Origin of the sequence: Helicobacter pylori, from assembly GCF_006439795.1 — a bacterium.
Taxonomy (GTDB): domain Bacteria; phylum Campylobacterota; class Campylobacteria; order Campylobacterales; family Helicobacteraceae; genus Helicobacter; species Helicobacter pylori_CR.
Genome location: NZ_VEYL01000004.1, coordinates 82,638 through 107,161, shown reverse-complemented (window position 1 = coordinate 107,161; position 24,524 = coordinate 82,638). Strand labels below are relative to the sequence as shown.

At 38.7% G+C, this 24,524-nt stretch carries 21 protein-coding genes and 1 pseudogene; 8 read left to right on the top strand and 14 right to left on the bottom strand.

Going from position 1 to position 24,524, the window contains the following annotated elements:
* Positions 1-1,659 carry an SLC13 family permease gene (locus FIM66_RS03070; protein ID WP_140547975.1) on the bottom strand — a complete coding sequence of 553 codons (1,659 nt, stop codon included), beginning with the start codon at positions 1,657-1,659 and terminating at the stop codon, positions 1-3.
* A 95-nt stretch (positions 1,660-1,754) separates the two neighbouring features.
* Between FIM66_RS03070 and mnmG the strand changes: the two genes are divergently transcribed.
* The 3 genes from mnmG to hcpA all read left to right on the top strand — a co-directional run bounded on the left by mnmG (position 1,755) and on the right by hcpA (position 6,020).
* Positions 1,755-3,620: a tRNA uridine-5-carboxymethylaminomethyl(34) synthesis enzyme MnmG gene (gene mnmG / locus FIM66_RS03065; protein ID WP_140599950.1), complete on the top strand. Its 1,866-nt coding sequence runs from the start codon at positions 1,755-1,757 to the stop codon at positions 3,618-3,620.
* A gap of 10 nt (positions 3,621-3,630) precedes the next feature.
* Positions 3,631-4,797: a succinyl-diaminopimelate desuccinylase gene (gene dapE / locus FIM66_RS03060; RefSeq protein ID WP_140478221.1), complete on the top strand. Its 1,167-nt coding sequence runs from the start codon at positions 3,631-3,633 to the stop codon at positions 4,795-4,797.
* A gap of 470 nt (positions 4,798-5,267) precedes the next feature.
* Entirely contained in the window at positions 5,268-6,020 is a 753-nt protein-coding gene (gene hcpA, locus FIM66_RS03055) for a Sel1-like repeat protein HcpA (protein ID WP_140478219.1), read from the top strand.
* Between the two features lie 194 nt (positions 6,021-6,214).
* On the opposite strand, the gene htpG is transcribed toward hcpA, so the two are convergent.
* Both htpG and hofA read right to left on the bottom strand, forming a co-directional pair.
* On the bottom strand, positions 6,215-8,080 hold the full coding sequence (htpG, locus tag FIM66_RS03050; RefSeq protein ID WP_140599949.1) for a molecular chaperone HtpG: 1,866 nt from the start codon (positions 8,078-8,080) through the stop codon (positions 6,215-6,217).
* 103 nt (positions 8,081-8,183) lie between these two features.
* Positions 8,184-9,536, bottom strand: a complete 1,353-nt coding sequence (hofA, locus tag FIM66_RS03045; RefSeq protein WP_140599947.1) for an outer membrane beta-barrel protein HofA — start codon at positions 9,534-9,536, stop codon at positions 8,184-8,186.
* 158 nt (positions 9,537-9,694) lie between these two features.
* Here hofA and FIM66_RS08315 point away from each other — a divergent pair.
* Both FIM66_RS08315 and FIM66_RS03035 read left to right on the top strand, forming a co-directional pair.
* Positions 9,695-9,859: pseudogene (locus tag FIM66_RS08315) on the top strand (glycosyltransferase family 8 protein); the annotation flags it as partial.
* A complete protein-coding gene (locus tag FIM66_RS03035; protein WP_341472524.1) occupies positions 9,843-10,871 on the top strand; it encodes a glycosyltransferase family 8 protein in 1,029 nt (342 codons plus the stop codon). The pseudogene FIM66_RS08315 and the gene FIM66_RS03035, both read left to right, overlap by 17 nt.
* A gap of 14 nt (positions 10,872-10,885) precedes the next feature.
* Here FIM66_RS03035 and FIM66_RS03030 read toward each other — a convergent pair whose 3' ends face one another.
* Positions 10,886-12,124 carry an Mrp/NBP35 family ATP-binding protein gene (locus tag FIM66_RS03030; protein WP_140478211.1) on the bottom strand — a complete coding sequence of 413 codons (1,239 nt, stop codon included), beginning with the start codon at positions 12,122-12,124 and terminating at the stop codon, positions 10,886-10,888.
* Between FIM66_RS03030 and FIM66_RS03025 the strand changes: the two genes are divergently transcribed.
* Both FIM66_RS03025 and FIM66_RS03020 read left to right on the top strand, forming a co-directional pair.
* On the top strand, positions 12,089-15,235 hold the full coding sequence (locus FIM66_RS03025) for an ATP-binding protein (protein WP_140501205.1): 3,147 nt from the start codon (positions 12,089-12,091) through the stop codon (positions 15,233-15,235). The two genes, FIM66_RS03030 and FIM66_RS03025, sit on opposite strands and share 36 nt — an antisense overlap.
* A gap of 77 nt (positions 15,236-15,312) precedes the next feature.
* A complete protein-coding gene (locus FIM66_RS03020; protein WP_140478207.1) occupies positions 15,313-15,696 on the top strand; it encodes a hypothetical protein in 384 nt (127 codons plus the stop codon).
* Positions 15,697-16,314: 618 nt separating this feature from the next.
* Here the strand turns inward: FIM66_RS03020 and FIM66_RS03015 are convergent.
* From FIM66_RS03015 to FIM66_RS02970, 10 genes are all read right to left on the bottom strand, one after another.
* A complete protein-coding gene (locus FIM66_RS03015) occupies positions 16,315-16,617 on the bottom strand; it encodes a hypothetical protein (RefSeq protein WP_140498677.1) in 303 nt (100 codons plus the stop codon).
* Positions 16,618-16,637: 20 nt separating this feature from the next.
* The gene (locus tag FIM66_RS03010) at positions 16,638-17,630 is read right to left on the bottom strand and encodes a ketoacyl-ACP synthase III (RefSeq protein ID WP_140478202.1); all 993 of its coding nucleotides are present in this window, start codon (positions 17,628-17,630) and stop codon (positions 16,638-16,640) included.
* 24 nt (positions 17,631-17,654) lie between these two features.
* The gene (gene plsX / locus FIM66_RS03005; RefSeq protein ID WP_194146363.1) at positions 17,655-18,674 is read right to left on the bottom strand and encodes a phosphate acyltransferase PlsX; all 1,020 of its coding nucleotides are present in this window, start codon (positions 18,672-18,674) and stop codon (positions 17,655-17,657) included.
* 66 nt (positions 18,675-18,740) lie between these two features.
* On the bottom strand, positions 18,741-18,887 hold the full coding sequence (rpmF, locus tag FIM66_RS03000; protein ID WP_140489723.1) for a 50S ribosomal protein L32: 147 nt from the start codon (positions 18,885-18,887) through the stop codon (positions 18,741-18,743).
* 15 nt (positions 18,888-18,902) lie between these two features.
* Complete coding sequence (locus tag FIM66_RS02995) at positions 18,903-19,259, bottom strand: hypothetical protein (RefSeq protein ID WP_001159178.1); 357 nt, start codon at positions 19,257-19,259, stop codon at positions 18,903-18,905.
* Positions 19,260-19,284: 25 nt separating this feature from the next.
* Positions 19,285-19,698, bottom strand: a complete 414-nt coding sequence (gene ndk, locus FIM66_RS02990) for a nucleoside-diphosphate kinase (protein WP_140488319.1) — start codon at positions 19,696-19,698, stop codon at positions 19,285-19,287.
* 65 nt (positions 19,699-19,763) lie between these two features.
* A complete protein-coding gene (metK, locus tag FIM66_RS02985) occupies positions 19,764-20,921 on the bottom strand; it encodes a methionine adenosyltransferase (protein ID WP_140547981.1) in 1,158 nt (385 codons plus the stop codon).
* A 64-nt stretch (positions 20,922-20,985) separates the two neighbouring features.
* A complete protein-coding gene (lpxD, locus tag FIM66_RS02980; protein ID WP_140547982.1) occupies positions 20,986-21,996 on the bottom strand; it encodes a UDP-3-O-(3-hydroxymyristoyl)glucosamine N-acyltransferase in 1,011 nt (336 codons plus the stop codon).
* On the bottom strand, positions 21,996-22,829 hold the full coding sequence (fabI, locus tag FIM66_RS02975) for an enoyl-ACP reductase FabI (RefSeq protein ID WP_140547983.1): 834 nt from the start codon (positions 22,827-22,829) through the stop codon (positions 21,996-21,998). The genes lpxD and fabI overlap by 1 nt, the downstream gene beginning before the upstream one ends.
* Positions 22,830-22,838: 9 nt before the next feature.
* Positions 22,839-23,543, bottom strand: a complete 705-nt coding sequence (locus FIM66_RS02970) for a triose-phosphate isomerase (protein ID WP_140599942.1) — start codon at positions 23,541-23,543, stop codon at positions 22,839-22,841.
* Between the two features lie 204 nt (positions 23,544-23,747).
* On the opposite strand from FIM66_RS02970, the gene FIM66_RS02965 reads away from it, so the two are divergent.
* Entirely contained in the window at positions 23,748-24,515 is a 768-nt protein-coding gene (locus FIM66_RS02965; protein WP_140547984.1) for a fumarate reductase cytochrome b subunit, read from the top strand.
* Positions 24,516-24,524: the final 9 nt, after the last annotated feature.

Below are 24,524 nucleotides of genomic sequence, written 5' to 3'. Positions count from 1 at the left end.
TCAATTAAATACCAGCGGAACTAAAAAATAGCTGAACACGCTAATCAAAACAACGCCCACCAAATTAAGCCACAAACCGGCTTTAATCATGTCCGTTATTTTAACATACCCAGAGCCATAAGCTATTGCATTCGGTGGGGTGGCCACAGGGAGCATGAACGCGCAAGTCGCGCTCAAGGCTACAGGAATGGTCAATAACAAGCTCTGATAATTTTCATAACCCATGCCCATCGCCACTCCCCCAATCACCGGTAAAAACGCGGCAGCAGTAGCGGTGTTAGAAGTGATTTCGGTTAAGAAAATGACCATTAAAGTGACCATGACAATGATGAATAAAATCGGTAAATGCGAAAAGCCAGAGACTAAATGCCCGATCCACAAACTCAACCCGGTTTTAGAAAATTGCGCGCTCAAGGCTAACCCGCCGCCAAATAAAAGCAACACATCCCAAGGGAGTCTTTTAGCAACACCCCAATCAATGAGCCTATCGCCCTGATGGTTAGCGGGCAAAATGAATAAAAGCACAGAAACCCCCATAGCGATCACTGAATCAATTTTATCTATCTTAACACCCCAAGATTTTAAAATCGTATCTAAAAAAATCCACCCTAAAGACGCCAAGATAAAAATAACGCCCACAGAGATTTCCGCCTGACTCAAACGGCCTAATTTTTTTAACTCTACCCTAATGACTTCCTTACCCCCTGGGATTTCTTTAATCTTTAAAGGGAAGATCACATAAGTGAGCAAGAGCCACGCTAAAATGAGCATGATGAAAGCTAACGGCGTCCCAAACACCATCCACTGAGCGAAATCAATTTCAATATTGAAAGCGGTTTTCATATAGCCGGCTAATAAAGCGTTAGGCGGCGTGCCAATAAGAGTGCCTAAAGAGCCAATAGAAGCCGCATAAGCGATGCCAAGCATCAAGCAAATACTGAAATTCGTGCGATAAATGATGGTCTTTTCTTGAATGACTTGGGTAATATCTTTGCCCTTATGCACGATATTTCCCATAATACCCCCATGCGCTTTGGTGATTTCTTCTTTTTGATGCCATGAATTAGAGGCGTTTTCTTTGCCCACAAGTTTAGCGACTAATTGCAAAACGCTCATGCCAATAGGGAGCATCATCACCGCCGTTGCGGTATTACTCACCCACATAGACAGAAAGCCTGTAGCTATCATGAAACCTAAAATCAACCTCCTAGGGCTTGTGCCTACTAATAAAATAATGCTTAAAGCGATGCGCGTGTGCAAGTTCCATTTTTGCATGCTTAAAGCTAAAATAAACCCTCCCATAAAAAGAAAGATAATCGGCGATGCGTAAGAAGAGCTGATATTAGCGAATTGATCCACGCTAAAGACGCTAAAAAGCACCAAAGGTAAAAGCGCGGTTGCAGGCAAGTCAATGGCTTCAGTCATCCACCATACCCCCATTAAAACAGCCACCCCAGCCACAACAGGCATCGCCTTATAATTTAAGGAACTAATCTTGGGGATTTCTTCTACAATATGAGGCAGTTGGGAATTGAGCACATAATAGATAATAAGCGCGATTAACGCTCCCCCTATTAACCCCAACAAGCGCACGATCTTAGTGCTTTTATCATCGGTGCGCGTATCTGTATGCGTATTGGCATGCGAATGATTTTCCATTTTATTTTACCCTTTAAAATTATTAACCTCCATGCTACAATAAAACTTTTTCAAAACTAAGGTTTTAGAAAAATCATATCAAAACAGGAAAAAGAGTGGTAAAAGAAAGTGATATTTTAGTGATTGGTGGGGGGCATGCAGGCATTGAAGCGAGCTTGATTGCGGCTAAAATGGGGGCTAGGGTGCATTTAATCACCATGCTCATAGACACGATCGGTTTAGCGAGCTGTAATCCGGCCATTGGGGGCTTGGGTAAAGGGCATTTGACTAAAGAAGTGGATGTTTTAGGGGGGGCTATGGGGATTATTACGGATCATAGCGGTTTGCAATATCGTGTGTTAAACGCTTCTAAAGGGCCGGCGGTTAGGGGGACTAGAGCGCAAATTGATATGGATACTTACCGCATTTTTGCAAGAAATCTCGTTTTAAACACCCCTAATTTGAGCGTCTCTCAAGAAATGACCGAAAGTTTAATCCTTGAAAACGATGAGGTAGTGGGCGTAACCACGAACATTAACAACACTTATAGAGCTAAAAAAGTGATCATCACCACAGGCACTTTTTTAAAAGGGGTGGTGCATATTGGCGAGCACCAAAACCAAAACGGGCGCTTTGGGGAAAACGCCTCTAATTCTTTAGCCTTGAATTTAAGGGAGCTTGGCTTTAAGGTGGAGAGGTTAAAAACCGGCACTTGCCCAAGAGTGGCGGGCAATAGCATTGATTTTGAAGGCTTAGAAGAGCATTTTGGGGACACAAACCCTCCCTATTTCAGCTATAAAACCAAAGATTTTAACCCCACCCAACTCTCATGCTTTATCACTTACACCAACCCCATTACCCACCAAATCATTAGGGATAATTTCCACCGAGCCCCCCTTTTTAGCGGTCAAATTGAAGGCATAGGCCCAAGGTATTGCCCTAGCATTGAAGATAAAATCAACCGCTTCAGCGAAAAAGAACGCCACCAGCTGTTTTTAGAGCCTCAAACCATTAACAAAAGCGAATATTATATCAACGGCTTAAGCACCTCTTTGCCCCTAGATGTGCAAGAAAAGGTCATTCACTCTATCAAAGGCTTAGAAAACGCCCTCATCACGCGCTATGGCTATGCGATAGAGTATGATTTTATCCAGCCCACAGAATTGACCCACACTTTAGAAACCAAAAAAATCAAAGGGCTTTATTTGGCCGGGCAAATCAATGGGACTACCGGCTATGAAGAAGCGGCGGCTCAAGGGCTTATAGCTGGGATTAATGCGGTATTAGCCCTAAAGAATCAAGCCCCCTTTATTTTAAAGCGCAATGAAGCCTATATCGGTGTTTTGATTGATGATTTGGTTACTAAAGGCACGAATGAGCCTTACAGAATGTTTACCAGCCGAGCCGAATACCGCTTGCTTTTAAGAGAGGACAACACGCTTTTTAGGTTAGGCGAACATGCCTATCGTTTAGGGCTTATGGAACAGGATTTTTATAAGGAATTAAAAAAAGACCAACAAGAGATACAAGACAATCTCAAACGCCTTAAAGAATGCGTCCTTACCCCTAGCAAAGAAATGTTAAAACGCTTGAATGAATTAGGCGAAAACCCTATCAATGATAAGGTTAATGGTATTAGCCTTTTAGCGCGCGATAGTTTTAATTCAGAAAAAATGCGCTCCTTTTTCAGCTTTTTAGCCCCCTTGAGTGAGCGGGTTTTAGAGCAGATTAAAATTGAATGCAAGTATAATATTTATATTGAAAAGCAACACGAAAATATCGCTAAAATGGATAGCATGCTCAAAGTTTCTATCCCTAAAGATTTTGTGTTTAAAGGCATTCCAGGCCTAAGCCTAGAAGCGGTAGAAAAGTTAGAAAAATTCCGCCCCAAAAGCCTTTTTGAAGCCTCAGAAATCAGCGGGATCACTCCAACGAATTTAGACGTTTTGCATTTATACATCCATTTGCGAAAAAACTCTTAAAGGATTTTTAATGAACGCTTTAGAAATCACCCAAAAACTCATCAGTTACCCCACCATTACGCCCAAAGAATGCGGTATTTTTGAATACATCAAATCGCTTTTTCCTGCTTTTAAAACCCTAGAATGTGGGGAAAATGGCGTGAAAAACCTTTTTTTATACCGCATTTTTAACCCCCTCCAAAAGCATGCAGAAGAAAAGCATATAAAGGGAAAGCATGCAAAAGAAAAGGTTAAGCCCTTGCATTTTTGCTTTGCAGGGCATATTGATGTCGTGCCTCCTGGAGATAATTGGCAAAGCGATCCCTTTAAACCCATTATTAAAGAGGGGTTTTTATACGGCCGTGGGGCGCAAGACATGAAAGGGGGCGTGGGGGCGTTTTTGAGCGCAAGTTTAAATTTTAACCCTAAAACCCCTTTTTTGCTTTCTATTTTACTCACAAGCGATGAAGAAGGGCCAGGGATTTTTGGCACTAGGCTCATGTTAGAAAAACTCAAAGAAAAAGATTTGTTGCCCCATATGGCCATTGTGGCTGAACCCACTTGCGAAAAAGTCCTAGGCGATAGCATCAAAATTGGCCGAAGAGGCTCTATTAATGGCAAACTCATTTTAAAAGGCGTTCAAGGGCATGTAGCTTACCCGCAAAAATGCCAAAACCCCATTGACGCGCTCGCTTCTGTTTTGCCCTTGATTTCAGGAGTTAATTTAAACGATGGCGATGAGTATTTTGACCCTTCAAAATTGGTTATCACTAACTTGCATGCAGGGTTAGGGGCGAATAATGTTACTCCCGCAAGCGTAGAAATCATCTTTAATGCGCGCCATTCTTTAAAAACCACCAAAGAAAGTTTGAAAGAATATTTAGAAAAAGTTTTAAAAAGCGTGCCTCACACTTTAGAATTAGAATCAAGCAGTTCGCCTTTCATCACGGCTTCTCATTCAAAGCTTATTAGCGTTTTAAAAGAAAATATTTTAAAGGCATGCCATGCCACCCCCCTTTTAAACACCAAAGGCGGCACGAGCGATGCGCGGTTTTTTAGCGCTCATGGTATAGAAGTGGTGGAATTTGGCGTGATTAATGACAGGATCCATGCCATTGATGAAAGGGTGAGCTTGAAAGAATTAGAGCTTTTAGAAAAAGTGTTTTTAGGGGTTTTAGAGGATTTGAGCGAGAAATAAATGGGTATAACAATAGTTTTGGCGTGAGGGATTTTTCTTTTAATACCAACGCCTTTTTCGCTGATACAAACCACCAAAACAGCTCAAGCCTTAGCGTGCTTGCAATCCATTTGTTGTAGCCTTTATAAGAGCGCATGCAATGCTTGACAAAATAACCAAAGCTTGCTACAATTCTTTCGCCCCTTTGTTAAAGATTTTTAATGCTCCTTTTGTTTTTAGTTAAAATTCTTAAGGCTCTTACCAAAGCCGCTCTTAAAAGGGTGGCGGTTCAATCAACTTTTTAAGACAAACTCTTTTAAGCCTTATCTTTAGAAGTATCCCTTTTAGCATAGCAATTAAGCTCAAACAACACGCAGTTAAAAGAAAAATAATTTTTTCTTTATCTCATCAATAAAGGTTCAATAAGGCTTTAATCGTCAATATTTGGTTACAATTATAAGGGATCACATTTTTTTAATAGGAGATATACCATGCTAGGAAGCGTTAAAAAAACCCTTTTTGGGGTCTTGTGTTTGGGTGCGTTGTGTTTGAAAGGTTTAATGGCAGAGCCAGACGCTAAAGAGCTTGTAAATTTAGGCATAGAGAGCGCGAAGAAGCAAGATTTCGCTCAAGCTAAAGTGCATTTTGAAAAAGCGTGTGAGTTAAAAGAGGGTTTTGGGTGTGTTTTTTTAGGGGCGTTCTATGAAGAAGGGAAAGGAGTGGGAAAAGACTTGAAAAAAGCCATTCAATTTTACACTAAAGGTTGTGAATTAAATGATAGTTATGGGTGCCGCCTGCTAGGCAATTTATACTATAACGGACAAGGCGTTTCTAAAGACGCCAAAAAAGCCTCACAATATTACTCTAAATCTTGTGAATTGAACCATGCTGAAGGGTGCACGGTATTAGGGACCTTATACCATCATGGCGTAGGCACGCCTAAGGATTTAAGAAAGGCTCTTGATTTGTATGAAAAAGCTTGCGATTTAAAAGACAGCCCAGGGTGTATTAATGCAGGATATATATATAGTGTAACAAAGAATTTTAAGGAAACTATCGCTCGTTATTCTAATGCATGCGAGTTGAATGATGGTAGAGGGTGTTATAATTTAGGGGTTATGCAATATAATGGACAAGGCACAGCAAAGGATGAAAAACAAGCGGTAGAAAACTTTAAAAAAGGTTGTAAATCAGGCGTTAAAGAAGCATGCGACGCTCTCAAGGAATTGAAAATAGAACTTTAGTTTCAATAAAGTTAAGCCAAACGCCGTGTTTAGCTGGCTTCTACGCTTTTTAATGTTTTAATGGAAGCATAAACCCCACGAACTAATCTTTTAATCATGATAAAGTTTTTATCGCACCCATTCATTGCCGTTTTTAGATTGGTATTTGAAGGGTTTAAAGCATTTTTATTCAAACCCTTAAAAAGGGTTTTTTCCTACAACGCTTTTAACAGCACGCTATTTAAACGCTCATTAAAACTTTTAGCGTCTTTCAAAGCCCCTTTTTCTAAAAGCTTCGCCCCATCATAAAGCAACCAGATAAAAGCGCTCAACTGCTCTTTATCTTCGCATTTTAAGAGTTTTTGTAAAATCGCATGGTTAGGGTTTAATTCTAAAGTTTTCTTGCTTTCAGGCACGCTTTGGCCCATTTGACGCATAAAATTAGCCATCATCGCATTTTGTTCATCGCCTATTAAAGCCACCGCTGAAGTGAGATGACTAGAAAGCTCTACGCCTTTAATCTCATCTTTAAGATTTTCTTCAAACGCTTTCATCAAATCTTTAAACTGATCTTTTACCTCATCATTGATTTCTTCCAAACCAAGCTCTTTCAAACTCTCGCTATGGCTAGCGTCTCTAAAGGGCGTTTTATCGTATTCATTCACGCCTGGCATCACAAACGCATCAATTTCATCGCTCAATAACAAAACATCATAGCCTTTTTGAGCGTATTTTTCCAAAATGGGGGACGCCTTTAATAAGTCTAAATTTTCGCCTAAAAGGTAGTAAATGCTTTTTTGATTTTCTTTTAAACTTTCTTTGTATTCTTTTAAAGAAACTAATTTTTCTTTGTCTTTAGAATAGAATCTTAACAATTCTAAAAGTTTTTCTTTGTTTTCAAAATCCCCATACAAGCCTTCTTTCAACACTTTCCCGAAAGGCTCATAGAATTTATGGTAATTCTTATTATCCTTGCTCAAGCGTTCAATCTCGCCTAAAATCTTTTTCACTGAAGCCGAACGGATATTGGCTAAAATCTTATTCTGTTGCAAGATTTCACGGCTCACGTTCAAGGGTAAATCTTCGCTGTCAATCACGCCTTTAACAAACCTCAAATAAGAGGGCAACAATTCTTTGTCATCATCAGTGATAAACACCCTTTTAACATAAAGTTTGACCCCGCTTTTATAATCCACCCTAAACAAATCAAAGGGCGCTTTGCTAGGGATGTAAAAAAGCGTTGTGTATTCTAAAGAGCCTTCCACTTTATTATGGATATAGCTCAAAGGCTCGCTGTTATCATGCGCAAACGATTGGTAAAACTCTTTGTAATCTTTGTCTTTTAACTCGCTCTTATTCATTTTCCATAAAGCGCTCGCTTGATTGATCTGCTCGCATTTTTCTTCTTTAATTTCTTTTTGATTATCCCCTTCGCCCTCATATTTCGTATCGGTGTAAGTTAAAAAAATAGGGAAAGGGATATGCTCAGAATACTTTTTAACAACGCCATCAATCTCCCAACGGCTCGCAAAATGAGAATCTTCATCTTTTAAAAAGAGGGTGATTTCTGTGCCTTGCTCCTCTTTGACGCATTCGCTGATTTCAAACTTGCCCTTACCATCGCTCACCCATGCATAAGCTTGATTGTTATTTACCTTTTTGGTTTGAACGACAATCTTACTCGCTACCATGAACGCCGAATAAAAACCCACGCCAAACTGACCAATCAGTGCACTATCTTTTTTCTTATCCCCGCTCAAAGCGCTTAAAAAACTCTTCGTGCCTGATTTAGCGATCGTGCCTAAATGCTCAATGAGATCGTTTTTATCCATGCCTATACCATTATCTTTAATCGTTAAGGTCTTTTTCTGGCTATCAAAACTCAAATGAATGCTGGGCGTGGTGTTCAGCCCTTTTAATTTCTCATCGGTCAGCATCAAATAATTCAGCTTGTCCAAAGCGTCGCTCGCGTTAGAAATCAACTCTCTTAAAAAAATCTCTTTATTGGAATACAAAGAGTGGATCATCAAATCCAAAAGCTGGTTGATTTCGGTTTGGAAGGTGTATTCTTGATTAGACATTGATCTTTTCCTTTAATAAAATTTTTAAGATTATACAATAAAAGCACGCTTAAAAGGGGTATGCTATGGCTTAAAAAAATAACATGAAAGAATGTTTAATTTTTTAAAAACGATAACTCATAGAACTCATCAAATAGCTTCTGTTTTGAATGGTTTGAGCGAAATCAGGGTTGTAACCGCTTGTAAAAAACCCTACCTTATAACCCTTATGCATCGTAACTTGATAGCCATTAAACATGAGCATTAAATAGATATGTTTTTTAAAGTTATATTTAAAAGTAACCCCTAAACTTTGCGAATCAGCCCTTGGGGAATAGGTCAATTTCCCATACAATTGCACCAAAAGATTCTTAACGCTCTTTCCTATAAAAGCGTTAATGGTTATGGAATTAGCGTTGTAAAAATTGGAATAAGCGTCTTCATAAGGGGTGTCATCTTTAGTGTCATAAAAAGGATCCACTGGTGAGCCGTTCCAGCCTAATTGAACGCTCCCGTTCCCAAAATTCTTATACACGCTCCAGCCAAAACGATAAGAGCGGAAATTGATTCTTTGAAACACAAACAAACTCGCTGCTTTTTTACCCACTAAAGCGGCTCTGTAATAATCTTTAGACAAATAATCGCTATAAAGGGGGAACCATGCGTAAAAAGTCGTTTGGATGCGCCAACCAGATTTCCAATAAGACTTTGTATCATGGGTGATTTCAAATCCGGGAGCGTTAAAATTCTTAGGGTAAAACCAAATAAAAGGCGCGACCCTAATGTATTTATTTTCGTAAATGAGATTGAAATTGTGCATGCCGTAGTTGGTTTTTTGCTTGTAATTGACAGGGGCGTAAAAATCCCTAATGTATTGTTCATTAGCTAAAGCCCTTCCAAAGGTGCTAAACCACTCTATCTTAAACTTTTTCCACCGGTAAAAAAGCTCAAACCCTTGATTAAACCCGCTCAAAAACAAAGCCTTAGAGGGGTAACGCCCTAATTTAATCCCAAAAATATCCTTATATTGATAATCTAAATACAAATTGTATAACACATAAGGCCTGGCGTTTTGAGCCTTTTGCTCTCTGGTCCAATTTTGGCTGTGTTGCATCAAATAGCCCTCCCATCGCCCCATGTAATACCAGTTCGCCGGCTGAAACCCTGCCTTAGGATTGGCTTCATCAATCAAAAATTTCGTAGAATCATAAGCCAACGCCCCGATCTCACCCCCCACCCCAAAACCCAATTTGTGGTTTTCAATCCCTTTAGGGAGCAAACTAGAATCAACTTGTAAAGCCCCGGTAGTGGTTACATAACTCCCTGTAGGGTAAATCCCTTTTTTGGAATTGATAACCGATTGATTCAAAGCGATGCGCGAAAACGATCCCACTCTCGCACTCACTTGATACTCAAAAGCGTTGAGAAAAACCCCATGCAAAGCTAAAAGCCCTAGCCAAACTTTTTGATTAAGCACTCTTTTATTAAGCACCTTTTTTATTGAATTCTGATATTATACAATAAAACAAACTCGCTCGCTCATTATAGTTTTGAAAAAAAAAAAACGATAAAATCACAGATATCCCCCCCTTTTTTACAAAAAGCGGGTTCAATTTAAAGATTTAAGGATTGTGCATGCAAGAGATTATCCCCATTGTGGTGGCTTTTGATAATAATTATTGTATCCCTGCTGGCGTGAGCTTGTATTCCATGTTAGCCAACGCCAAACGAGAGAGAGAGAGAGAGAGAGAGAGTAAAACTCTTTTATCAAATCCATTGTTTAGTGGAGGGTTTAAGCCTAGAGGATATAGCCACATTAGAAGAAACGATCGCTCCTTTTAGCGCTTTTTCTAGTATAGAGTTTTTGGATATTTCTGATGAAGAATCAAAACCACGCCATAATTATTACAAACTTGATCCTTTAATAGCTGGTGGAATTAAAAAATTGTATTTAAAACTCAATTCTTTTTCGCAAAAACGCTTTTCTAAAATGATCATGTGCCGCTTCTTTTTTACCTCCCTTTTCCCCCAATACGATAAGATGATCATGTTTGATGTGGATACTTTGTTTGTGGGCGATATTAGCGAGAGTTTTTTTATCCCCCTTGGTGATCATTATTTTGGGGCTGTGAGAGAAAAAGATTTGATCGCTATGAACAGGAATTCGGCTAAGGATTTATACGAATTACGCCAAATGCGCGCAAAAACGATTGGCGTCGCTGACGCTTTCCCTGATTTAAAAGAAGCTCAAATCCTTTTTGACAACTACTTTAATGCTGGGTTTTTAGCCTTAAATTTAAAATTATGGCGTAAAGAAAATTTGGAAAACCAATTGATTGCATTTTTCCTTTTGAAAAATGAAAAACTTTTATTTAGCGATCAAGATACTTTGTGTTTTGTGTGCCGTGGTAGGATTTTAGAATTACCTTATTCATACAACGCCCACCCTAGTTTCCTTGATACGCCCTCATTCCCTAGCATCAAAGAAGTGCGCATGTTGCATTTTTGGGGCAATAAACCCTGGAAACTCTTCAGTGTCATTGGCGCGAAAAAATGGCATGAAGCGTTGGTTCAAACGCCTTTTAAAGACGCCTATTTTAACGCTCCCTTTTTAGATCATCTCTTTGAATCCCTTCAAAACAAGGATAAAGAAACCCAAGAAATCCACGCTCTTAATAAAATCCTGTCTTTTTCAGACAAACGGCATTCTTTTGAATTTCTTCTGCCCAGGCTTTCTTCTAAACTCCTTATAGAATTTTTGCTTTTTAAAGCCAAACAAAAAGCGAAACGATTGATTAAAAGGGTTTTTTAAAACCCCTTTCAAAACTAATGCGAGCAGGCATGCGTTTGTGTGGGCTGAATGTCCTTATTATCGGCTAATTTCTCTTTTTCCACTTTGTCTAAAAAAGCGTTCAAATCCTTTGCCATTTTTTCAAAAATCTTAGCGCTCACGCTATCAGGGTGAGAAATCACAATCGGTTCGCCCTTATCCCCCCCTAAACGCACTTTAGGCTCTAAAGGGAGCTTGGCTAAAATCTGCGTGTTATAAGCCTCTAATAATCCACTCATGGAGTTTGAGCCAAAAATCTCACTCTCTTTCTTGCAATGCTCACACACAAAACTCCCCATATTTTCCACAATCCCTGCAATAGGAATGTGTAATTTCTTAAACATGTCCAAACTCCGTTTAGCGTCATCTAAACTCACTATTTGAGGCGTCGTAACGGTGATTCCTGCGCTGAGTGGCACGGCTTGGGCTAGCGTGAGTTGCGCATCGCCTGTTCCTGGGGGCATATCCACCACCAGCACGTCTAAATCCCCCCAAATAATATCGCTTAGCATCTGCTCAATCGCTCGCATAAGCATAGGCCCTCTCCAAATGAGACTCTGCCCTTCATCATACAAAAGCCCCATGCTCATCACAGAAACGCCAAAAGCCTTTAAAGGAATGAGTTTTTTACCGCTAGGATCCATGATCACATCAGCGTTTTGCAAGCCCATCATTCTAGGGATATTAGGGCCATACACATCAGCGTCCAATAACCCCACTTTTTGGTTTAAATTCGCTAAAGCGATGCTTAAATTCACGCTGGTGGTGCTTTTACCCACACCGCCCTTACCTGAGCTTATCATGACCACATGCTTGATATTTTTAGCCAAATTTTTAGTGGTGGGCTTTGGGGCTTGGGGCTTTGGCGGGGTTTTAATATCCAAATTCAAAGCTTTTACGCCCTTTTCTTGCATCGCTTTGGAGATTTTCTCTCTCAAAATTTCGCTCGTTTCTTCAGAGCTTGAGGGGATTTCTATTAAAAGCCCTAACTGATCGTCATGCAAGGTGATGTTTTTAACAAAACCAAAGCTGACAATATCCTTTTCAAAATTAGGGTAGATGATCGTTTTTAACGCGTTTAAGACGTCTTCTTGGGTGAGCATTTTAATCCTTAAAATGATAGTATTTGAATTTTCTTTATAGCATGTTTTGTTTAATTTTGCATTATAAATTAAATTTGCGTTTTTAAAGGATAAGGCATGGAATTTTATAAGCGTGTTTTGAAATTGCACCATTTTAGGAATTTGGGTAGAAAATCGCCCACAGAATTGCCTTTAAATTCAAGTTTTGAAAAACATGGGGGGTTGGTGATCTTAGTGGGGGAAAATAATGTCGGCAAAAGCAATGTTTTAGAAGCTTTAAAAATCTTTAATGATGCGGATGTTAAACTTTGTAGTGAAGAATATTATTTTAAAAACCATAAAAAAGATTCCCTTTTAAGCTTGGAAGAAGAAACAATCCTTGATCACAAAATCACAGATTTTTCTTGCGTGGATTTGAGGATCCAAACTAAAGGAGTTAGCGAAGAATTAAAAGAATTATCAAAAATATTAATCAGCTATCCTTTTGAAAAACATGTAGAAGCTTTAGGGGAACAATGTAACAACAGCGTTTATATTCCCACTAACAATAACGACTATTCAAATATTTGCACTCTTGTGAGTAATTTTATAAATCTTATAACTTCTTACAATTCATTAGGATTATTTTTACATTTTTACAAAGAAAAATTAAAATTGAGCGAGTTTGTAACTGAATATGCCAACGCAACCAACAATCTGTTTTTCAAAGAATTAATCAAACATGTAAGCGGTAATAGCGAAGGGATTAAAAATTTTTGTCAGTGCATCAAAGAAATCATAAAGTGCAATACGCCTAATAAAAGATACAACACAGATGAATTTTTTGTCATGGGGCAACACAAACAAAATCAATTGGAAAAAATTTATTCTCATTTTAAAAAACTTAGTGAAAAAGAAATCAAACCAAAAGATGTGGAATATATCTTAAAAAAGCTAGAAGCTTTAGATGAAATTTTTAAGACTACCGACTTTACAAAATTCACACCAGAAACTGAAGTGAAAGACATTATTAAAGAAATTGAAGTGAAAGACATTATTAAAGAAATAGATGAAAAATACCCTATCAATGAAAATTTTAAACAGCAATTTAGAACATTCCGGTTAAATATAGGCAACCTTAAAAAGAAAATTAAAAATTCTTTAAAAGACCTTGAAAAAACAAGAGAGGATTTTGAGCGAAAAAAAGAGCGATTGATCCGAGAAATTGAAAATTACTGCAAAAATCAAAAAACGCTAGAGTTTAATGATGATGTTTTGTTGGATAATATCCAACAAATATGCAAAAATTATATAGCAAGTCATGCTGTTAATGATGCGTCTAAAGATGTGAAATACATGATGTGCCAGTTTTATTTGGAAAAAATGGAATTGTTATCAAATTCAAAAATTAGGCGATACCAATACGATAATCTTTTGAAATCAGCAAGAATATCTCTGTGGGAAGACATAAAGATTTTAGACAATGAGAGTGGCGCTCGTTTGTTCCCTAAAATTGATGAAATCAAGCAAAAATTTGAAGCGAACAAGGAAAAATTCAAACAAAGCAAAAACTATTCTGAGTTCGCAGAATATTGCCGAGAGTGTAACCCTTATACAGCGTTTCAAAACTTAAGAAATAAAGTTCAATTCCCTTTAAGCGGTGGTTTATCTTATAAGTCTTACAAACTCGTGCCAACCATGAAAGAATACAAAGAGCCAAAAATCACAGACAATGACCTTAAGACTGCATTATTTACTTGCATTGATTATTCTTCCCCTTCTGAATTTGACCAATGGGATTGGTTCTTTAGAAATTCATTGTTTAGGAAAATGGACTTTCACCCTAATGCAATTTGGAATTTTTTTGGGAGCATTTTAAAAGATGGTCAAGCGTTACAAATAATAATGTTTGATAAAAATAATGATTTAGTAATCTATGATTCTGAAAAATCGTTCAATATCCCTGAAAAATACTTGCAAGAAATAGACCAAGAATTACTAAAAGAGATCAGACAATCAAAACATCTTTTTCCAATTGAAGTAAAACGCAAATACAATAATAATGTATGTCAATTTGAATTTTTTAAAAAAGACACAAGCCATCTTTTATTTAAGGTAAATTTTACAGAAATATTAGAAAATCTTGCAGAAATCTTGGAATACAACATGCAATTAAAAATAGATTCTTTGATTACAAAAGAATTTAACAGGCTTTTAGCGATCGCTGAAGATAGCCCTCAAGATAGTTACCAATTAAAAATTCATGTCCGACACAATAATAAGCTTTCTGAAGAGAAGGAATATACGGCATATGAAATAAAACTTGAAATTCATGATTGCAGAAAATCTGATAATCAAAATGAGCCAATTATCTTAAGCCAGCAAAGCACCGGCTTCCAATGGGCGTTTAATTTCATGTTTGGTTTTCTTTATAATTGGGGATCATATTTTAGCCTTAACAAGAATATTATCTATATCATGGACGAGCCAGCCACTCATTTGAGCGTGCCAGCCAGAAAGGAATTCAGGAAGTTTTTAAAAGAATACGCTCATAAAAATCATGTTACTTTTGTTTTAGCCACCCATGACCCCTTTTTAGTGGATACGGATCATTTAGATGAAATAAGGATTGTAGAAAAAGAAACAGAAGACTCTGTAATTAAGAATCACTTTAACTATCCCCTAAATAATGCGGGCAAAGACTCCGACGCCCTAGATAAAATCAAACGCTCTTTAGGGGTGGGTCAGCATGTTTTCCATAACCCTCAAAAACACCGAATCATTTTTGTAGAAGGCATCACGGATTATTGTTATTTGAGCACTTTTAAATTGTATTTCAATGAGCGAGAATACAAAGACAACCCCATTCCTTTCACTTTCTTACCCATTTCAGGGCTTAAAAACAATCCAAACGATATGAAAGAAACCATTCAAAAACTTTGCGAGTTAGACAATAACCCTATTGTTTTGATAGACGATGACAGAAAATGCGTTTTCAACCAAAAAGCAACGAGCGAACGATTTAAAAGAGCTAATAAGTATTTGGGTAATCCTATCACCATCTTGCAACTCTCAGATTGTGATAGGCATTTCAAACAAATTGAAGATTGTTTCAGCGCAAACGATAGAAACAAATACGCTAAAAATAAGCGAATGGAATTGGCCATGGCGTTCAAAACAAGGCTTTTGTATGGCGGAGAAGATGCGATAGAAAAACAAACAAAAAGAAATTTTTTAAAATTATTCAAATGGATTGCATGGGCTACAAACTTGATCAAAAACTAAACGCAACAAACGATTAAAAAAGAATATATCAAATTTGATTATAATACCCTACAAATACTATTATTGAAAGGATTTTGATGTTTAAAAAAATGTGTTTGAGCTTGCTAGTTATAAGCGGTGTTTGTGTGGGGGCAAAGGATTTGGATTTCAAGCTGGATTATCGCGCGACTGGGGGGAAATTCATGGGGAAAATGACGGACTCTAGTCTTTTAAGCATCACTTCTATGAACGATGAACCGGTGGTGATTAAAAACCTGATTGTCAATAGGGGAAATTCATGCGAAGCGACTAAAAAAGTAGAACCCAAATTTGGCGATAAGTTTAAAAAAGAAAAACTCTTTGATCATGAGTTAAAGTATTCGCAACAGATATTTTACCGCCTGGATTGCAAGCCTAACCAATTGTTAGAAGTTAAAATCATCACGGACAAGGGCGAGTATTACCATAAATTTTCCAAATAAAATTTGGTTTTTGTTCTAATGGGGTGTTGGGGATAAAATTTAAAAACGCTAAAAGTATTTTTTAATATAAAAGTTTTCGTAGCAAACGATAGCTTCTTGTAATGCGGTATTATGGGGTTAGGGGGGATTTAGTTGGGGGTTAAAGGGATATTAAAGTGCAAAATATCCCCCTATCCCTTTAAAAGTTTGCCATAAAATAAAGCAACCAAAACCCCCTTTTTTAAAAAAACAGACTAAAGAATATTAATTTCTATATTAGGTTCTCAATTGGTTGTTGGTTGAGTTTTTGGTTGAGACGCTACTAATCACTGGAAGAATTGGATTCAAAAAAATAAAAAATAATAAAATCATAGATATAACTAATTATAACAATAGTAATATTATGACAATAACTAGACCAATTATATAAGGAAAAAATATTATTATAGTAACTAGAATAGAGCCGAGATATTCAACGAATTATATTCTACTAAAAAACCCATCACTCTCAACGCTGTTAATACTAACCCAATAATAACTATGGGCATCAAAATAACTACGATACTTCTAAAGATTATTTGTCTTTTATTTTAAAAATAATTTCTGCTATAAGAAATAAAATCCCTAAAGAAACACCTTTTATGGAGTCCCTTTTTGAGCTTGCTCTAAAGCCATTTGCGCATGCTTGCAATCCTTTTTAAAAGACTTCGTAATAAAATTAACCTTAAGCGTCGAGTCAAAGGCTTTGTGGCATTTTTCAAGCTTGTGATCGCGCTCTTGCGGATCTTGCAAGTAATATTTCACTGAATGCACAAAACTGAAATGAAACCCCATAGGAGGGATACGGCTATCTGGCGTGCCTTCGCAATGATCGCTGCAATAATCGCTTTGCGACTTTAACCCCCCCAACACCACTAAGAATAAAAAAATCATCTTTTTCATCAATACTCCTTCAATCCTTTTTATCCTCCAAAATACACCAACGCTGAACCCCAAGTCAATCCCCCACCAAAAGCGTCTAAAAGCATTAAATCGCCCTTTTTCAAACGCCCCTCTTCATAAGCTTCGCACATGGCCATAGGGATACTGGCTGCTGAAGTGTTGCCGTATTTATGGACGGTTAAAACCACTTGCTCATCTTTAAAATCCAAATGCTCCCGCACCGCTTGAATGATCCTAAAATTAGCTTGATGCGGGATAAACAAACGCACATCTTCAGGTTTGAGAGCGTTTTTTTCTAAGATCATTTCCACATCTTTTAAAAGCGTTTTCACCGCTAGTTTAAACACTTCATTGCCTTTCATGCACAAAAAAGGCTCTAAAGCTTCTTCTTTAGAGTTAAAGGGCGTGGGTTTTAGAGTCCTTGGCGTATAAAGATAATTAGAAAAATTCCCGTTCGCTGAAATTTGCACGTCTAAAACGCTCTCTTTTAAACGCTTGGTCCTGCCTATCACGCACGCCCCAGCCCCATCGCCAAATAAAATACAAGTCCCCCTATCTTTAAAATCTAACACGCTGCTCGTTTTTTCTGCCCCCACAATCAGCACATTTTCATACATCCCGCTCTCAACATAAGCCTTAGCCACCGATAATAAATAAATAAAACCCGTGCAAGCGGCTGAAATATCAAACGCCGGCTTGTTTTCAATGCCTAATTTCGCGCTCAACACGCAAGCGGTTGAAGGCATGGCCAAAAAATCAGGGCTTAAAGTCGCCACGACCACCAAATCAATGTCTTGTGGGGTTAAATGCGCTCTCTCTATGGCCTGTTTAGCCGCTATTACCCCTAAATCGCTGCTTTTTTCTTCATCGTTAGCGAAACGGCGCTCTTTGATACCAGTCCTTTTTTCTATCCATTCATCGCTAGTATCCAAAAATTGCTGAAACTCTGCATTTTTCACACGCTCGCTTGGAACATGCATCGCAATGGATTTAAGAGAGGCGTAAAATTCCATTCAATCCCCTTAACATAGTCATCTTTAAGCGTCTTGCTGATCACTTTGATGCGCAGAAACGCTAGGCTTCAAACTCTCAAACGCTTGAGTAATCCTCAAACAAACCTGACTTTCAACAGCGCTAATAGCCTGATAAATCGCGCATTCAACCGCTCTAGCGTTGCTCTTGCCATGGCTGATGATCACGCTTTTATTCACGCCTAAAAGCGGTGCTCCCCCATATTCAGCGTAATCGGTTTTTTGTTTTAAAATACCAAACGCGTTCTTAAGCATCAAAGCCCCCATTTTAGATTTAAAAGAGCTTTTAATTTCATCTCTAAAAATAGAGCCTATCGCACTAGCGACCCCTTCAGTTGTCTTTAAGACCACATTCCCCATAAAGCCATCGCAAACCACTACATCCACAACCCCTTTGAAAATATCGCTCCCCTCCACATTGCCATAAAAGAAGTCATAAGCTTTCAGCATTTTATGCGTTTCTTTAACGAGCATATTCCCTTTAATATCTTCTTCGCCATTACTCAAAAGACCCACTTTAGGGCTGTCATAATGCAACACGCTTTTAGCGTATTCATACCCCATAAGAGCAAAATCAATCAAATATTCAGGCTTGCAATCCGTGTTCGCTCCTGCGTCTAACAGCACGCTAGGGCGTTTGCCAACGCTAGGCATTAAAGTGCAAATAGCAGGCCTTTCAACCCCCTTGATACGCCCTAAACGCAAGGTCGCTAAACCCATAGTCGCTCCGCTATGCCCCGCTGAAATCAAAGCGTCAGCCCCATTTTTTAGAATATCCATGCCCAAGTAAATGGAAGATTCCTTACGCTTAATCGCCTCAGTGGCGGCTTCTTCCATTTTAATATAATCTTGCGTGTGGATCATTTCCACTTTGCTGGCTAACTCTTTAGAAATAAAAGGGGTCGCTTTGTCTTTATCCCCCACTAAAACCGCACTAAAACTCTTATTCTCTAAAGCCCTTGAAACTCCCTCAATAATGGGTAAAACCCCATGGTCAGCCCCCATTAAGTCTATTACAATTTTCATCATGCGTCCTTAAAAGGCTTGTTGCAATCCTTTAAATACTTTCTATCACTAAAGATAGCTTTTATATTAGTATTCTTTAGTAAATTTGTTAATATGGTGGGGAAGCTTCCAAGTGCCATCTTTGGCTTTCACAGGTTTAGCTAACTTAACGTTATAATGCGTGCGCCTTTTTGCCGCTCTTGTCTTACTCACTCTTCTATCAGGTACTGCCATAAATTCTCCTTCATTTCAATCTGCATAATGGTAGTCTAATTTAATAGACTCCACTTCAGAGCGTAAAATTTCGCTCAAATCAATAAAACCATTGAAAGATTCAATAACATCTAAATTATCAAAATCCAAACTTTGGCTTTGCGTATCCCACAACCCGTCTGAAATATGCAAAACCAACGACTCATCAAGGCTTTTTTTAAACTCTTTACCGCTTGTATCGCAAATAAGCATCAATTCACCCTTAAGGCACGCTTCCAAACGAAACAATTTCGCCCCCACCCGCACAACTTCGCCCTCTAAAACCACTCCCTCATGCTCTAAAGAAAACGCTTTAGGTGCATTAAAAGCGATTTTACGCATTTCAAATTGCATGCTTACTTAAAAACGCCCTTAAACCTTAAAGATCTCTAGCGGCAAAAAAGAAAGCGATTTCATTGTGCGCATTTTCCAAGCTATCGCTCCCATGCACCGCATTAGCGTCAATGCTTTCAGCAAAATCCGCTCTGATAGTGCCTTTTTGGGCGAGTTTGGGATCAGTCGCTCCCATAAGATCTCTGTTTTTAGCCACGGCATCTTCGCCCTCTAAAACCATAACCACCACCGGACCACTGACCATAAATTCTATTAAATCTTTAAAAAAAGATCTCTCTCTGTGGATCGCATAAAAGTTTTCAGCGTCTTTAACGCTTAAATGCAAGCGTTTCATAGCAATCACTTCCAAGCCGTTACTCTCAAAGCGATCAATGATTTTGCCTACCACTTTTTTCTTAAGTGCATCCGGTTTAATAATAGACAGCGTTCTTTGTTTCAATTTAAACTCCTTGTGAATTGTTGATTATACAAAAATTTTTTAAAATATTACCCTTAAAATATTTTTTAACGCTTAAAGAACGCTTTAATCTCCTCAGCTTTGTTGGTTTTTTCCCAAGTGAATTCCTCTAATTCGCGCCCAAAATGCCCATAAACTGAAGTGAGCGAATAAATGGGTCTTAATAAATCCAAGCTTTCAATAATGCCTTTTGGCGTGAGTTTGAAAACCGATTTCACGCATTTTTCCAACTCCGTGCTTGAATACTTGCTCGTGTTATGCGTGTTCACATAAATAGACACTGGCTCTATCACCCCAATCGCATAAGCAAGCTGCACGGTCGCTTTATCGCAAACCCCACTCGCTACCAAATTTTTAGCCACATAGCGGGCCGCATAAGCCGCACTCCTATCCACTTTGCTAGGGTCTTTCCCGCTAAACGCTCCCCCACCATGCGGGCAACTCCCCCCATAAGTGTCCACGATGATTTTTCTGCCCGTCAAACCCGCATCGCCTTGCGGCCCACCGATAACGAATTTTCCTGTGGGATTGACAAAAAACTTGATATTGTCATGCAAATATTCTTTAGGTAAAACCTTATACACGATCTCTTCAATCACGGCCTCTTTTAAATGTTTTTGCGAAACTTCTGGGGAGTGTTGGGTAGAAACAACAATCGTATCAACGCTTACAGGCTTGTTGTTTTCATAACGCACGCTCACTTGAGACTTGCCATCGGGCCTTAAAAAAGGCAGAGTGTTGTCTTTTCTTTTTTGAGCCAGAGCGAAAGTGAGTTGGTGCGCTAAATGAATGGGTAAGGGCATGAGCGTTTCAGTCTCTTTGCACGCATAACCAAACATAAGCCCTTGATCCCCTGCCCCAATCTCGCCATCTTCTCTATCCACGCCTTGATTAATATCAGGGCTTTGCTCGCCAACGCCATTCAAAACCGCCGCGCTCCTGTAATCAAAGCCATAAAGAGCGTCTGTATAGCCAATCTTTTTAACCACTTCTCTTGCAATCTCTTGCATAGGGGCATAAACAGAAGTTTTTAACTCGCCAGTGATCATGCAAAACCCGTTAGAAACTAAAGTCTCGCATGCGACTTTGGCTTTTTGATCGCGCTCAATGATGTAATCTAAAACCGCATCGCTGATTTGATCAGCCATTTTATCAGGATGCCCCTCGGTTACTGATTCAGAAGTGAAAAGAAAACTATCTTTCATTGATTGTCCTTATTAAAATAATCATTCGTATTCAAAATGGGCTTATTATAGCTTATTTCATTCTTTAAGACTTGAAAAACCCTTTAGCTTTTTGCAACAAACTCGTTTTTTGCTGTTTCCTGAAATTCGTTCGTAAATGAGCCAGGAAATGGTGCCATTCATGGATTTCCATAGCAGGGATCGCTCCGGCAAAATTAGTGTTAGGGGGCAAGTCTTTGCCCACCGCACTTTTACCCCCAATTTGAGTGAATTCACCCACATGCAAATGCCCCCCAATGCCCACTTGACCGCCAAAAACCACATTACGGCCTGTGGTTGTAGAGCCGCTCAAGCCCACTTGAGAAACGACGATGCTGTGCTCGCCTAAAACGCAATTATGCCCGATTTGAACCAGGTTATCAATCTTAACGCCCTCTTTAATCAAAGTCTCGCCAAACACCGCCCTATCAATCGCCGTGTTAGCACCAATTTCTACATTTTTTTGAATCCTAACAATCCCCACATGCTCAATTTTGACATGCTCTCCTAAAGCGGTGTGCGCATAACCAAAGCCATCGCCTCCGATCACGCTGCCCGCATGGATAGTAACATTGTCCTCTAAAATCGTGTTTTGATACAAAATCACACGAGGATACAAAACGCAATTTTTACCGATTTTGACTCCATCAGCGATCACCACACCCGGATAAATCAAAGAGTTTTCGCCAATTTCTACGCCCTCTCCAATCATCACATTAGGCATGATCGTTACTCTTTCAAAATGTTTAGGCTCATTGACGCTTTCTGGGTTTTTAAAAAAAGGGATTTTAAAGGCATGCGAAGCTTTAGCAAAGGCTAAATGCGGGTTATCCACGATTAAAGCTTGCATGCGTTTTGGCACTTTAGAAGATTCTTTTTTGCGGATAAACACCGCCCCGGCTTTGGAATCTTTTAAAAGTTTAAGGTAACGCGCTTGATCAACATAGCTAATATCATTAGGCGTAGCCTTATCTAATTCCGCTAAGGCATGCACTTCAAAGTCGTTTGAAAATTCCGTTTCAATAGAATAGGCGCTTAACAATTCGCTTAATTTCATCAATACCCCTTATTGTTCTGCAAATCCCACAACAGCGTAGCTTTATTATCTTTTTCTTCCACAGCCCCCATGCCCATCACATGATAGCCAGCATCCACAAAATGCACTTCCCCACTCACGCCACTAGACAAGCTAGAAAGCAAATACATCCCGGCATTGCCCACTTCTTCTAAACTCACATTTTTTCTTAAAGGGGCGTTGATTTCATTCCATTTTAAAATCATTCTAAAATCAGCGATCCCGCTAGAAGCGAGAGTCCTAATGGGCCCGGCTGATAGGGCATTCACCCTTATATGGTGTTTGCCTAAATCCACCGCTAAATAACGCACCGCGCTCTCTAGGGCCGCTTTAGCCAACCCCATCACGTTGTAATGCGCCATGTATTTGGTGCTGCCCAAATAGCTTAGAGTCAAAACAGACGCTCCGTTATTCAATAAAGGTTTTAGGGTGTTTGTCAGCTCTATTAAAGAATAAACAGAAATTTCCATAGCGGTGTTAAACGCGCTTTTAGAAGTTTCTAACAAGCTCCCCTCTAAAGCCTCTTTAGGGGCAAAGGCCACGCTATGAACGATAAAATCCAATGAGCCTAAATCCTCTTTAACGCTATTGTATAGCGACTTGAAATGCTCTTCTTTACTCACATCCAATTCATACACATAGGGGCTATTCAATTCCTGCGCGATAGGCCTCACGCGCTTTTCTAAGTTCTCATTCAAATAAGTGAAAGCCAAAGTAGCCCCTTGATTGAAGCAAGATTGAGCGATCCCATAAGCGATGGATTTATTGTTTGCCACCCCCACAATAAGCCCTTTTTTACCTTTTAAAAATCCCATGATTTTCCTTTATAAAAATGAAATGATTGTTTTAAAATTTTCTAATTCCAAAGACGCACTCCCAATCAACAAGCCATCCACGCTATCAATCCCTAAAATTTCTTTAGCGTTTTGTATATTCACGCTCCCCCCATACAATAAAGGCGTTCTTTGATTTAAGATTTGCTTTAAAAAACCATGCGTGAGGTAAATATCTTCTAAAGAAGCGCTTTTTTTGGTGCCAATCGCCCAAATAGGCTCATAAGCCACAATCAAATTGGAATAACTGAGATCGATAGTCTCTAATTGCTCGCTTAAAAATTCCTTTACAGCCCTAAAACCCTTTTCTCTGGTCGTTAAATCTTCGCCAATACAATAGACAATTTTAAAATTTTTATCTTTAAAAAAATCAAACTTTTCTTTCAAAAAGCTAGGGCTTTCCTTTAAAAGCACTCGCCTCTCGCTATGCCCTATTAAAAGCGTGTGGATTTTGAGTTCTTCTAAATGCTTTGAAGTGATTTCACCGGTAAAAGCCCCACAATCTCTAGGGTAAGCGTTTTGTGCTCCTAAAGTGAAATGCAAAAACGCATTAGGCAATAACCCCAAAAAATCAGGGAATACAAACACCCTATCAAAATGCTGCGGTTTTAAAGTTTTTTCTAATTCTTTTAAATACGCATGGCTTTTAAAAATAGGCATAGCGGATTTAAAATTAGCCATGGCAATTTTTGTCATTGAATGATCCTTATTTTTAGGTGGTCTATCCCTTAATTATAGCATTCAAAAAATGTAAATTTTAAACAATAGCCCCTTTGAATTGAATTTTTCCTCAATTTAGGTTTTGTTTATAAGAAAAATTATTTCAAATGTAGTAAAATTAAGGCAGTGTTTTTGCGTCAAGCGATTCAGGTTAAATTTGAGTTTTTAGGAGCAGTTTTTATGCAACAAGAAGAGATTATAGAGGGTTATTATGGCGCTAGTAAAGGGCTTAAAAAGAGCGGTATTTATGCTAAGCTGGATTTTTTACAGAGCGCTACGGGCTTGGTTTTAGCACTCTTTATGATAGCACACATGTTTTTGGTCTCAAGCATCTTGATTAGCGATGAAGCCATGTATAAAGTGGCGAAATTTTTTGAAGGGAGCTTGTTTTTAAAAGCGGGCGAGCCGGCTATTGTGAGCGTGGTTGCAGCAGGAGTTATTCTTATTTTAGTCGTGCATGCGTTTTTAGCGTTGAGAAAATTCCCTATCAATTACAGGCAATACAAGGTTTTTAAAACCCACAAGCATTTGATGAAACATGGCGATACGAGTTTGTGGTTTATTCAAGCCTTAACCGGGTTTGCGATGTTTTTCTTAGCGAGTATCCACCTATTTGTCATGCTCACAGAGCCTGAAAGCATCGGGCCTCATGGCTCAAGCTATCGTTTTGTAACGCAAAACTTTTGGCTTTTGTATATTTTCTTATTGTTTGCCGTAGAACTGCATGGCTCTATTGGGTTGTATCGCTTAGTGATTAAATGGGGGTGGTTTAAGAATGTGAGCATTCAAGGTTTGAGAAAAGTCAAATGGGCGATGAGCGTGTTTTTCATTGTTTTAGGGCTTTGCACCTATGGGGCTTACATTAAAAAAGGTTTAGAAAATAAGGACAATGGCATTAAAACCATGCAAGAAGCCATAGAAGCTGATGGGAAATTCCACAAAGAATAAAGGTAGAAA